The sequence below is a fragment of the Kluyvera intermedia genome, from assembly GCF_034424175.1.
Classification (GTDB): Bacteria; Pseudomonadota; Gammaproteobacteria; order Enterobacterales; family Enterobacteriaceae; genus Kluyvera; species Kluyvera intermedia.
Genome location: NZ_CP139986.1, coordinates 1437304 through 1449743, shown reverse-complemented (window position 1 = coordinate 1449743; position 12440 = coordinate 1437304). Strand labels below are relative to the sequence as shown.

Here is a 12440-nt window from a genome sequence, read left to right as displayed (position 1 = left end):
AATTTTCAGCTTAAATGAAATTACGTTTCACACCGCTGTAGGGTGGAACGTAAGAATGTGCAAATCATTTCGCCACAGCGGCATGATAATTTACATTATCTTCTTATTTTCTCCACGATTGCTGGCAGCCTTGCGGCTACAGTGTCTGACGCAATTCAGTACGTATAAAAATGAATAACATGAGGTCCAGATCCTAATGGCGAATTTCTTTATCGATCGCCCCATTTTTGCCTGGGTGTTGGCAATCCTATTGTGCCTGACCGGTACTCTGGCGATATTTTCCCTGCCCGTTGAACAGTATCCAGACCTCGCTCCACCGAACGTGCGCGTCACGGCCAACTATCCGGGTGCATCCGCGCAGACGCTAGAAAACACCGTCACTCAGGTCATTGAACAGAACATGACCGGCATCGATAACCTGATGTACATGTCATCGCAAAGCAGCGCCACTGGCCAGGCCAGCATCACCCTGAGCTTTGTCGCCGGTACTGACCCGGATGAAGCCGTGCAGCAGGTGCAAAACCAGCTACAAAGCGCCATGAACAAATTGCCGCAGGCGGTACAGACTCAGGGCGTTACGGTACGTAAAACCGGCGATACCAACATCCTGACCATCGCCTTCGTTTCCACCGATGGCAGTATGGATAAGCAAGATATCTCCGACTATGTCGCCAGTAACATCCAGGACCCGCTAAGCCGCGTCGACGGCGTGGGCGATATTGATGCCTATGGTTCCCAGTATTCCATGCGTATCTGGCTGGATCCGGCCAAACTTAACAGCTTCCAGTTGACTGCCGCCGACGTGACCGACGCCATCAAATCTCAAAACGCGCAGATTGCAGTCGGGCAACTTGGCGGTACGCCATCGGTCGATAAGCAGGCGCTGAATGCCACCATCAATGCTCAGTCCCTGCTGCAAACGCCGCAGCAGTTTCGCGACATCACATTGCGTGTGAACCAGGATGGGTCAGACGTCACGCTGGGCGATGTTTCCACCATCGAGATGGGAGCGGAAAAATACGATTACCTAAGCCGTTACAACCGGAACCCGGCCTCCGGCCTGGGTATTAAGCTTGCCTCTGGCGCGAACGAAATGGCTACCGCTGAGCGCGTCATCCAGCGCCTGGATGAACTCAAGCAGTACTTCCCGCACGGGCTGGAATATAAAGTCGCCTACGAGACCACATCGTTTGTAAAAGCATCGATTAAAGACGTGGTCAAAACGCTGCTGGAAGCCGTGCTGTTGGTATTCCTGGTGATGTACCTGTTCTTGCAGAATTTCCGCGCCACGCTTATCCCGACGATTGCAGTACCTGTCGTACTGATGGGGACGTTCTCGGTCCTGTATGCCTTTGGATACAGTATCAACACCCTGACCATGTTTGCGATGGTGCTTGCCATCGGGCTGCTGGTGGACGATGCCATTGTGGTCGTCGAAAACGTCGAACGTATTATGAGCACCGAGGGGCTGACGCCAAGGCAAGCCACTCGCAAATCGATGGGGCAAATTCAGGGGGCGCTGGTCGGTATCGCCATGGTGCTGTCGGCGGTATTTATCCCCATGGCCTTCTTCGGCGGCACCACCGGCGCCATTTACCGGCAGTTCTCGATAACCATCGTCTCGGCCATGGTGCTGTCAGTACTGGTGGCGATGATCCTGACACCAGCATTGTGCGCAGCACTTTTGAAACCAATACAAAAAGGCGAAGTCCACGGCACCCGAGGGTTCTTCGGCTGGTTTAACCGCAAGTTCGATGCCAGCTCGCGCCGTTATGAATCCGGCGTAGCAAAAATTCTGCACCGCAGCGTGCGCTGGATGCTGATTTACGTGCTTCTGCTTGGCGGCATGGTCTTCTTATTCCTGCGCCTGCCTTCTTCCTTCCTGCCGCTGGAAGACCGCGGTATGTTTACCACCTCAGTCCAGTTACCCAGCGGGGCCACTCAGCAACAAACGCTGAAGGTCGTCGAGAAAGTGGAAGATTATTTCTTTAAACATGAAGCCGATAATGTGACCTCTATCTTTGCCACTATCGGCTCCGGCCCCGGCGGTAATGGTCAAAACGTCGCGCGTATGTTTGTACGCCTGAAGGACTGGGACGCGCGCGACAGCACCACCGGCACCTCGTTTGCCATTATTGAACGCGCCACCAAAGCGCTGAATAAGATTAAAGAAGCACGCGTCTTCGCCAGCAGCCCACCGGCCATTAGCGGGCTGGGCAGTTCCGCCGGTTTTGATATGGAGCTTCAGGATCACGCCGGTGCCGGGCACGATGCGCTAATGGCTGCCCGTGACCAACTGCTAGAGATGGCAGATAACGATCCACAACTGACCCGCGTTCGTCACAACGGTCTGGATGACAGCCCGCAATTGCAGGTGGATATCGATCAGCGCAAAGCACAGGCGTTGGGCGTCTCCATTGATGACATCAATGACACGCTGCAAACCGCATGGGGCTCAAGCTACGTTAACGACTTTATGGATCGCGGTCGTGTGAAGAAAGTCTACGTCCAGGCCGCCGCCAAATACCGAATGCTGCCGGAAGATATCAATCTGTGGTACGTGCGTAATAACACAGGTCAGATGGTGCCATTCTCTGCTTTCGCCACCTCACGCTGGGAAACCGGTTCTCCTCGACTGGAGCGCTATAACGGGTATTCTGCCGTAGAGATCGTCGGTGAAGCCGCGCCGGGCGTAAGTACCGGTACCGCAATGGACGTGATGCAAAATCTGGTGCAAAAACTCCCGGCGGGATTCGGCCTGGAATGGACGGCAATGTCGTACCAGGAACGTCTGTCTGGTGCGCAGGCTCCTGCCCTGTATGCCATTTCCATGCTGGTGGTATTCCTGTGTCTGGCTGCACTCTATGAAAGCTGGTCAGTGCCGTTCTCCGTCATGCTGGTAGTCCCGCTTGGGGTTATCGGCGCACTGCTGGCAACCTGGATGCGCGGTCTGGAGAACGATGTTTACTTCCAGGTCGGTTTATTAACGGTTATCGGGCTGTCGGCAAAGAACGCCATTCTGATTGTAGAATTTGCCAATGATATGAATCAGAAAGGCGAAGATTTGATGACAGCGACGCTGGAAGCCTGCCGCCAGCGCCTGCGGCCAATTTTGATGACCTCCCTGGCCTTCATTTTTGGCGTACTGCCGATGGCGCTAACCACCGGTGCTGGCTCAGGTGGCCAGCACGCGGTAGGAACCGGCGTCGTGGGCGGGATGGTATCAGCCACCGTTCTGGCTATTTTCTTCGTACCGTTATTCTTTGTGCTGGTGCGCAGACGCTTCCCGTTGAAAGAGAAGCCGGAATAAGAAACAAAAAAGGCGACATAACAATATGTCGCCTTTTTGCTTTGAAATGCGGTCAACTACTCTGTACAACAACGACACCATCATGGCGATTGAAAGAACACAGCGCCCAACTCACATTACCGAAAATTATTTACGAAGCATCACTTCAATAAAATCTTTCCAGTTCCCTAGTTCACGTTCGATCATAACAACCTCTCTTATTATTATGCGTATTTTACGTACTAATGTATGACCTGTGAATACGGTTTATCCGATTCCTTTGATTGTCGCTGCCAACCTGTGTTTACGGCTTGAGGTCACTATGGTCCGGAATTTTGACATTTAATGTGACGAACAGCAATATTCTGAAATACTCTCAGGTGAGTTAACAATATGATAATAATTTTCAGTAAGACAACACAACCGAACTACAACTTAAGTCGTAGTCAGCATGATAAACTGTACGACTTTCAGCCGCTTTACGTTCAGGAAATTAAAACGGGCGGCCTATGGAATAACGTGTATATTCGAATCCCCTAAAACCTGCTGATATAAAGGTGGAACATGACAACCCTCTATGGAATAAAGAATTGCGACACAATTAAAAAAGCCCGTCGTTGGCTGGATGACCATCAGGTTGAATATCGTTTTCACGATTACCGCGTCGATGGTTTATCACCTGAGCTTTTGAAGAGTTTTATTGACGAGCTTGGTTGGGAAGCGCTGCTGAATACTCGCGGCACTACCTGGCGCAAGCTAGATGAAAGCGTCCGCGCAGAGGTGAACAACGCCGATGCCGCCGCCGCGCTGATGCTGGAAATGCCAGCAATCATTAAACGCCCATTGCTCTGCGCGCCCGCACAGCCTATGCTGCTGGGTTTTAGTGACGCCAGTTACGGCCAATGGCTTGCGCAAACGCGTTAGAGCTACTGCCCTATTTTCCTGTTTGCAGATACCGAAATATAACGAGGTCTAGTTTATGTCTTGCCCAGTCATTGAGCTGGCTCAGCAGCTTATTCGCCGCCCTTCTCTTAGCCCGGATGACGCGGGTTGCCAGGCGTTAATGATCGAACGTCTGCGTGCAGCAGGTTTTACCATTGAGCCGATGGATTTTGGCGATACCCAGAATTTCTGGGCCTGGCGCGGTAAAGGGGAAACCCTGGCGTTTGCGGGTCACACCGATGTGGTACCAGCCGGCGATGCCAACCGGTGGATTAATCCACCGTTTGAACCCACTATTCGTGATGGCATGTTGTTTGGCCGAGGCGCCGCCGACATGAAAGGCTCGCTGGCCGCGATGGTAATTGCCGCCGAACGTTTTGTTGCCCAGCACCCTAACCACCAGGGCCGCCTGGCCTTCCTTATCACCTCTGATGAAGAAGCCAGCGCCACCCACGGTACGGTGAAAGTGGTTGAAGCCTTGATGGCCCGCAACGAGCGACTGGATTACTGTCTCGTGGGCGAGCCTTCCAGCACCGAAGTCGTGGGCGATGTGGTGAAAAACGGTCGCCGCGGATCGATGACCTGCAACCTGACCATTCATGGCGTTCAGGGACATGTCGCCTACCCGCATCTGGCCGATAACCCGGTTCACCGCGCCGCACCGTGGATGAATGAGCTGGTCTCTATCGAGTGGGATAAAGGTAATGAATTCTTCCCGCCAACCAGCATGCAGATTGCCAATATTAAAGCCGGTACCGGCAGCAATAACGTGATCCCAGGCGATCTGTTTGTCCAGTTTAACTTCCGCTTCAGCACCGAACTGACGGATGAGATGATCAAAGCACGCGTCGTAGCGCTGCTGGAGAAATATCAGCTACGCTATTCCGTCGACTGGTGGATCTCCGGGCAGCCGTTCTTGACCGCACGCGGAAAGTTAGTGGATGCAGTGGTAAACGCCATCGCGCACTATAATGAAATAGAACCACAACTGCTGACCACCGGCGGCACGTCAGACGGGCGTTTTATTGCCCAGATGGGCGCTCAGGTTGTCGAGCTGGGGCCAGTTAACGCTACTATTCATAAAATAAATGAATGTGTTAACGCCGCCGACCTGCAGATGCTGGCGCGGATGTATCAGCGAATTATGGAACAACTTGTCGCCTGATGGCGCAATGGTAAGTAAGAGGTAAAACGCATGGATTGGCTATCAAAATACTGGTGGATTCTGGTGCTGGTTTTTTTGGTCGGGGTACTCATCAACGTGGTTAAGGATCTTAGTCGCGTCGATCATAAGAAGTTTCTCGCCAACAAACCCGAGCTGCCGCCGCATCGCGACTGCAATGACAAGTGGGACGATGACGACGATTGGCCGAAAAAGGATCAGCCGAAGAAATAGTTCGGTGCGATACCCGGCGTTGCACAGCGACGCCGGGATCAACTCTACTGCTACATCATTTCAATAACATCATCATCTTTCGGCGTGCCGCCGCTTAACGCTTCATCGAAATAGTGCTTAGGTACGGTATAGCGCAAATGATCCAGCGCGAACTGCATGCTGCGATCGTCAATGGCATGACCTAAATCCTCAACGATATCCAACGTCACATCACCACCCGCAGCCAGAATCGCTTCCTGCCCTTTTACCGCCCAGGCAAGATCAATCACCCGGTCTTCACCGCCGTGAATAAGATGCACCGTGTTCGATACACTCGCTTTTTCCGGCATGGTTGCGAAACGGCCATTAAAAGCAATGACACGGGATGCCAGCATCGGCTCGGCTTTAATGCCTTCAAGCGACATAATCGCCCCCTGAGAGAAACCGATAAGCGCTGTAGCCTGTGGGCCGACGCCGCTGTGTTTTTGCCAGTAGCGAACTGTGTCGATAAAGGTAGGCATAATCGCATCAACGCGCGCCTGGCGGTTTTCTTCGGTAACACCCGCCACGGAAAACCACTGGCGTCCCGGCGCGGGCCCACACGGCTCAACACCACCGACGCTGACGATTAATGCATCCGGGAACAGCGGCGCAAACCAGCTACCAATTTGTCCCATTGCCACCGGATTATCGCCCACGCCATGAAACAACAGCAGTAGCTGTTGAGCGGGCTTCGCGGGGCTTTGAACAACAAAATGATCGTGTGTCATGGCTGTCTCCTTGGTTTTGTCGGTCAGTTTACGCCGCACCAGAATAATGACCATGCCATTTAACTGAATGAGTCAGTTAAAAAAATTGCAGTTGCTGAATCTGTTCCATGAGCTGTGTGGTGCGTTTGGAGTCTACCGTTCGCATTGCTTCAGCCACCTCGTCGCGCAGTCGCACCAGCAGCGCCTTACGCCCGTTAATGCCCAGTTGCATGCAGATCTCACCTTCTTGCTCCCCCCGCAGGCGTCCACGCAGCGCCGGAAGCGGCAAGCCCGCCCGTTCACTTAGCTGATGTAAGCTCGCCAGCACGGCCAGCAGCGGGCGATGAGCGAAAGCAAATCCTGCCAGATCCTGCCAGTCATCATCGGTAAGCGTAGTGTCTGTCCTGTAAGGTAGTGGGACTTTTTCATCAACCCAATGCTGGAGCCAGTGCCATTCGCGGCATAAACGAGCATGTTCTCGCTGCATGAGCGATGCTCCCGCCGCGGTTATCGGGCATAGCGCCATTGCAGCGTAACAGCCGCTGCTGGCCTCACGCTGGGTACCGATTCGCACCAGCGTAAAACCACAACGCTGCCAGAAACGCCACAGCTCATCGGTGTAGCCAAAGCTAACCGATAAATAATCACAGCCCTCGGCGCTTTGTCGTGCCTGCATTACCAGCGTTTGACCGATACCTTCACGCTGGCGTAAAGGATGTACCGCAATACGGCTGATCCGCCGTCCGGTCAGCGTCGCTGCCAGTGGACTACCGCCGTGCGCCGCCAGCGATTGTGCCACCAGATTACCTCGTGGACGACGAAAGCCCGCCCACACCGCCTGGCTCAATTCAGGGGTTAATCCCCCCTCATCGACCAGCCACAGCGCGCCTGCGGGGCCACCGGTACTTTGAGCACAGAAAAAATGTTGCCCCGGCGCGTCCATCATACGGCGCAGATCCAGCGGCGAGGTGCGGTAATGCGCCCCGGAGAGAAGCTGATAGAGCGCCAGTGGAAGTTCCGGTTGCTGTTGCCATGCCGATTGGGTGACTGGCAGAAACCTCAGATCACCCTTTGGAGGCGAGGTAAAGCTGTCGTCGTGAAAGATCAGCGCATCGTTAACCACATCTTCCAGCGGGCATCCCGCAGCCCAGCGAATCGGTTGATTTAAGATAAAATCATGTCGACGTGGGAACCCGGCACACAATTTCAGTAAAAATCCCCGACCGGTGCCTTCGTAGCCCTGTACGGTGGTGGTCAGCAAAGTATGGGGAAAACGGGCAATCAGTTTTTTGAGTAAAGGTGCAGGGATCGCCGCCGCTTCATCAACCACCAGCCAGTCTGCAACAATGTCAGACGCCAGCAATGCATCGGGAGCCATAAAGCGGAAACGTTCTCCGGCAAAAGTGGCAATCACCTCTGCTGAAGCGCGTGAAGGTGCAGTGACGATAGCTTCACCGCGCAGTTGTTGAATATGCATCCCCGCTAGCGCCGACTTTCCTCGCCCGCGTTCCGCCGTTATCACGCAGACCTGCTCGGTGGTATTCGATAACGCCTTCAGAATCGCCTGCTGTTCGTGCTCCGGCTTACCGTTCGCCTGATGCCATTCAGGCCAGTGGGTTTCAGGCAGCGACGGCAATGGTTGCTCCTGCCGCCAGATAAGCGTCTGGGTGCTGGCGGTTATCGTGTGGCAAAAGTGGTCAACAAAATGGGGGGTTGATATAGGCTCTGGTGCGTCACTCCAGCGTAAGGAATCAGCATCCGGGCGCTGACGCCAGTGGTGCCATTGCGGCACTAATAGCATCAACCAGCTTCCGGCGCGCAACGTACCCGACAGTGCGGCAAAGGCTGAAACATCGAAACCTTCACGAGCATCAAAGATGGCGTGTTGAAACTCGCGTCCCAGTAGCGTCGTCAACTTTGAAGGTAAGCAAGATGGCTCGCTGGTCGCCTGGAGACCAACCCATAACACATCGGCGGCAACCGCCCGACGAAACGCCTGCGCCTGCTGCTCGCACCATGCGCTATCACCGCTGACCACCAGCAGGCGGCGAATGCCAGCCTGCTTCATTCGCGCGGCCTGCGCGAGCAGTTCTTCCATGGCGTAAGACATCAAGTCAGAGTGATTTGCTGAAGGTATTACACTGGGCTGGGTCGCCACTATCAAAGCCACGTTTCAGCCAGGTGTAACGTTGCTGTGAGGTGCCGTGGGTAAAGCTATCCGGTACCACGCGGCCCTGACTTTGCTGTTGCAGGCGATCGTCACCGATAGCCTGGGCTGCGTTCAACGCTTCTTCAAGGTCGCCCGCTTCAAGAATGCCCTGTTTTTGCATGTTATGACCCCAGACGCCTGCAAAGCAGTCGGCCTGCAGTTCCATACGTACGGACAGTCGGTTCACTTCTGCCTCGGAAGCGTTCTGTTGCATCTGGCGCACTTTCGGCTCTATACCGAGGAGTTTCTGGACGTGGTGTCCCACTTCGTGGGCAATCACATAACCCTGAGCAAAATCACCGCCTGCGCCGAGTTTGCTTTTCATGTCGTCATAGAAAGAGAGATCAATATAGACCGTGGAATCGGTTGGGCAGTAGAACGGCCCCATGACTGATTGACCTGTACCGCAGCCGGTGCGCGTTGCACCGCGATACATCACCAGACGCGGAGGCTGATAGGTTTTCCCCATCTCCTTAAATTGCTGCGCCCAAGTGTCTTCCGTTGTGGCGAGGACAACCGAGGTGAACTTAGCGGCTTCGTCATCATTTGGATTACTGACACGCTGCGAGGACTGCTGCTGGCTCATTGGCTCGCCGGTCATCAGACTGGTTAAATCCACCCCGTAGTAACCCGCTACCAGCACGACAATCAGCAGAATAATGCCACCTTTGCCGCTGGGAATGCGAAAGCCTGGGCCGCGCCCTGACATGGGGGATTGGGAACTGTTCCGCCGGTCTTCTACATTGTCGCTTTCGCGACGACCTTGCCAACGCATAACTACCTCGATCTTATCTTATTAATATACTGGTATGATCGTAGGCGGTTACGGGAAGGATTACCACTGGAAATGTAATGAGGGTGGCACGGAGCCCATTCCCGGCGGCGCTGCGCTTGGCCGGGCTACTTTGTGATCCGGCTGCGCGTGATGGGATGGTACGTTTACTCCGACCCCAGGGTTGCACGGAGCCCATCCCCGGCGGCATACGCTTGGCCGGGCTACAATATCGAATGTAGCTCGGCCAAGCGCAGCGCCGCCGGGAAAGCACAAAAGTTTAGTCCAGCTTCACGCCTAAACGGTGCGCCACTTCTTCGTAGGCTTCAATCAGGCCGCCCAGGCTCTGACGGAAACGGTCTTTGTCCATTTTGTCCATGGTCTTTTTGTCCCACAGACGGCTGCCGTCTGGAGAGAATTCATCGCCCAGCACCACTTCGCCTTTAAACAGACCGAATTCCAGTTTGAAATCGACGAGGATAAGACCGGCGTCATCAAACAGCTTTTTCAGCACGTCGTTGGCCTTATAGGTCAGCTCCTGCATACGTGCCAGATTCTCTTTGCTCACCCAACCGAAGGTTTCGCAGTAGGATTCGTTAATCATTGGATCGTGCATGGCATCGTTTTTCAAGAACAGGTCAAACAGCGGAGGATTCAGCTCAATGCCCTCTTCAATCCCTAAACGTTTCACCAGCGAACCGGCTGCACGGTTACGTACCACGCACTCCACCGGCACCATATCCAGCTTTTTCACCAGACATTCGGTATCGGACAACAACGCTTCCATCTGGGTCGGGATACCCGCGTCTGCCAGCTTGCTCATAATGAAATGGTTAAACTTGTTGTTCACCATGCCTTTACGATCGAACTGTTCAATGCGCGCGCCATCTCCTGCTGACGTATCGTTACGGAATTCGAGTACCAACAGATCCGGGTTTTCGGTGCTGTGTACGGTTTTCGCTTTACCACGATACAACTCAGCTAGCTTTTGCATCTTTGTCACTCCAGTGAGAATTAAGATAAAAATTTGTGCTTTTCTGCCGACGCACACGTTTGCGTCACTATACAGAAAAAAGGGCCGGATTGCTCCAGCCCTGTTTAATTACTTGCTTAATGCTGCCTGGAATACGGCTACCAGAGCATCATTTTGCGACTGCGTCAGCGTATGACCTTTTGGATCAATGAACTGCAAGCTACTACGGTTGTCCAGATCGCCGACCTGAAGTTTGTAGTCACCGGAAACCAGACCCGGATCGCTTGCGCCAAGGTCTTTCCAGCTGCTGTCAGACAGCGGCTTGTAAGTTACGGCAATGCTGCCCTGCGAACGGGTGCTGTCGGTCACTTTCATGCCCACTTTTTCAAGCGCACCCGGCAGGCGTTGCCATACCTGGTTGAACGGCCCACGAACTACCAGCATTGGCAGACCGGTATCGTCAGACGCGCTCTGCACATCAAACGTCGCGCCAGCGGTGCCTCGGGAGGCATTAGCCGCATCGGTCGCGTTCTTATCGAGACCCGCAGAGATGACGTTGAGCATTTCAGCGCTGTAGCGCTGCAAAGCGGCACGATCGGCAACCGCTTTGCCAGCTTGCTCAAGGTTAACCAACTTCACCATCACCGCTTGCTGATAGCCCTGCGGCTGCACGGAGATTTGATAACGACCACGGTACTGCTGGTCTTCGTCAAGACGATTCCAGTCAACCCAGTCCGTCGTCAGCGTTTGGCTCGCATCATCACGTTTGGTGATGGTGTAGTTCTTCGCCTGAACGATGCTGACGACCTGTGGCCACAGGGAGCCGCTGCGGCTATTTTCAACCAGCAGCATGGCGGTGTCGCCGGTAAACTGGGTGCGCGCACCGGAAACCAGCGCCAATGGCTGAGCTGGCGGACGAATGTCCAGCGCTTTACCTACTGCACTGCTGCCATTAGCGACCGGAATGTTGTAGTCGCCATTTTCAATCGGCAGGATCATGCCCGCAGGCGCATGAAGTTCACTTAACGGTGCGGCATCCAGATAGGACTCATCACCGCTCACCTGGCGCTTATAGCGCGAGTCGGAACTACACGCTGCAAGCAGTAGAACCAGTGAAACACCCGCAACCTTCGCCACGCGCGACTTCTGTACTGAGTAAGCCATCAAATCTCCCTAAACTTTACAGCAGACCGGCATGCTTTAATGCGGATGCCACTACATCACGACCGTGGTCGGTGATAGGTGTCATCGGCAAACGCATGGTATCGGTCGCCACAAGTCCCAACTCCTTACATGCCCATTTCACTGGGATCGGATTGGGTTCGACAAATAATTTATTATGCAACGGCATCAAACGCTGGTTGATGATACGCGCTTGTGCGAACTGGCCATCAGCCGCCAGCTTACACATTTCCGCCATATCACGTGCAGCAATGTTCGCCGTCACTGAAATAACGCCGTGACCACCGAGCTGAATGAAGTCCAGCCCGGTAGCATCATCACCGCTCAGCAGGATGAAGTCGTCTGAAACCAGCTCTTTGATCTGATGAACACGACTTAAGTTCCCCGTAGCTTCCTTAATCGCGATAATATTTTTGATTTTCGCAAGGCGACCTACGGTTTCCGGTAGCATATCGCAACCGGTACGTGACGGCACATTATACAGGATTTGTGGCAAGTCAGTATGCTCAGCAATCGCTTTGAAGTGCTGGAACAGGCCTTCCTGGGTTGGACGGTTGTAGTACGGGGTCACCGTCAGGCAACCGACAACGCCGGAATCGTTAAAACGCTGGGTCAGGCTTATTGCCTCTGCGGTCGCATTAGCGCCCGTTCCAGCAATCACTGGAATGCGGCCATCGGCCAGTTCCAGCGTGGTCATTACCACGTCGCCATGCTCTTCGTGGCTGAGCGTTGCGGATTCGCCGGTAGTTCCTACCGACACAATCGCCGAGGTTCCGTTGGTGACATGGTAATCAATCAGTTTTTTCAGGCTTGAACGGTCGACATTACCTTTTTCATCCATCGGCGTGACAAGCGCTACAATACTTCCCGTGAACATGGGCCATCCTCTGTGCTGACGTGCGGACATGAATCTCAATGGTACGTTTGGTCTTGTAATAAAAGCAATAGA

General features: G+C 53.9%; 11 protein-coding genes. 4 read left to right on the top strand and 7 right to left on the bottom strand.

Features of this window, described 5'->3' with window-relative positions; all coding sequences use genetic code 11:
* Window positions 1-196: 196 nt before the first annotated feature.
* Window positions 197-3310 carry a multidrug efflux RND transporter permease AcrD gene (gene acrD, locus U0026_RS06975; protein WP_062774423.1) on the top strand — a complete coding sequence of 1038 codons (3114 nt, stop codon included), beginning with the start codon at window positions 197-199 and terminating at the stop codon, window positions 3308-3310.
* A 126-nt stretch (window positions 3311-3436) separates the two neighbouring features.
* Here the strand turns inward: acrD and ypfM are convergent, their stop codons facing one another.
* Window positions 3437-3496: a protein YpfM gene (ypfM, locus tag U0026_RS06970; RefSeq protein ID WP_001386977.1), complete on the bottom strand. Its 60-nt coding sequence runs from the start codon at window positions 3494-3496 to the stop codon at window positions 3437-3439.
* 357 nt (window positions 3497-3853) lie between these two features.
* Between ypfM and U0026_RS06965 the strand changes: the two genes are divergently transcribed.
* From U0026_RS06965 to U0026_RS06955, 3 genes are read left to right on the top strand one after another with little or no spacing between them, the layout of a single operon-like run.
* Window positions 3854-4213: an ArsC family reductase gene (locus tag U0026_RS06965; RefSeq protein WP_062774426.1), complete on the top strand. Its 360-nt coding sequence runs from the start codon at window positions 3854-3856 to the stop codon at window positions 4211-4213.
* Window positions 4214-4268: 55 nt separating this feature from the next.
* The gene (gene dapE, locus U0026_RS06960; RefSeq protein WP_062774428.1) at window positions 4269-5396 is read left to right on the top strand and encodes a succinyl-diaminopimelate desuccinylase; all 1128 of its coding nucleotides are present in this window, start codon (window positions 4269-4271) and stop codon (window positions 5394-5396) included.
* A gap of 30 nt (window positions 5397-5426) precedes the next feature.
* On the top strand, window positions 5427-5627 hold the full coding sequence (locus U0026_RS06955; RefSeq protein WP_062774430.1) for a YpfN family protein: 201 nt from the start codon (window positions 5427-5429) through the stop codon (window positions 5625-5627).
* Between the two features lie 50 nt (window positions 5628-5677).
* Here the strand turns inward: U0026_RS06955 and ypfH are convergent, their stop codons facing one another.
* The 6 genes from ypfH to dapA all read right to left on the bottom strand — a co-directional run bounded on the left by ypfH (window position 5678) and on the right by dapA (window position 12368).
* Window positions 5678-6376, bottom strand: coding sequence for an esterase (ypfH, locus tag U0026_RS06950; RefSeq protein WP_062774432.1), 699 nt, complete (start codon window positions 6374-6376; stop codon window positions 5678-5680).
* A gap of 76 nt (window positions 6377-6452) precedes the next feature.
* Complete coding sequence (locus U0026_RS06945; RefSeq protein ID WP_062774434.1) at window positions 6453-8453, bottom strand: tRNA(Met) cytidine acetyltransferase TmcA; 2001 nt, start codon at window positions 8451-8453, stop codon at window positions 6453-6455.
* Window positions 8454-8469: 16 nt separating this feature from the next.
* A complete protein-coding gene (gene ypfJ, locus U0026_RS06940) occupies window positions 8470-9339 on the bottom strand; it encodes a KPN_02809 family neutral zinc metallopeptidase (RefSeq protein WP_062774436.1) in 870 nt (289 codons plus the stop codon).
* A gap of 277 nt (window positions 9340-9616) precedes the next feature.
* The gene (purC, locus tag U0026_RS06935; RefSeq protein WP_062774438.1) at window positions 9617-10330 is read right to left on the bottom strand and encodes a phosphoribosylaminoimidazolesuccinocarboxamide synthase; all 714 of its coding nucleotides are present in this window, start codon (window positions 10328-10330) and stop codon (window positions 9617-9619) included.
* A 108-nt stretch (window positions 10331-10438) separates the two neighbouring features.
* Window positions 10439-11473, bottom strand: a complete 1035-nt coding sequence (gene bamC / locus U0026_RS06930; RefSeq protein ID WP_062774440.1) for an outer membrane protein assembly factor BamC — start codon at window positions 11471-11473, stop codon at window positions 10439-10441.
* Window positions 11474-11489: 16 nt separating this feature from the next.
* Window positions 11490-12368 carry a 4-hydroxy-tetrahydrodipicolinate synthase gene (dapA, locus tag U0026_RS06925; protein WP_062774442.1) on the bottom strand — a complete coding sequence of 293 codons (879 nt, stop codon included), beginning with the start codon at window positions 12366-12368 and terminating at the stop codon, window positions 11490-11492.
* Window positions 12369-12440 lie beyond the last annotated feature (72 nt).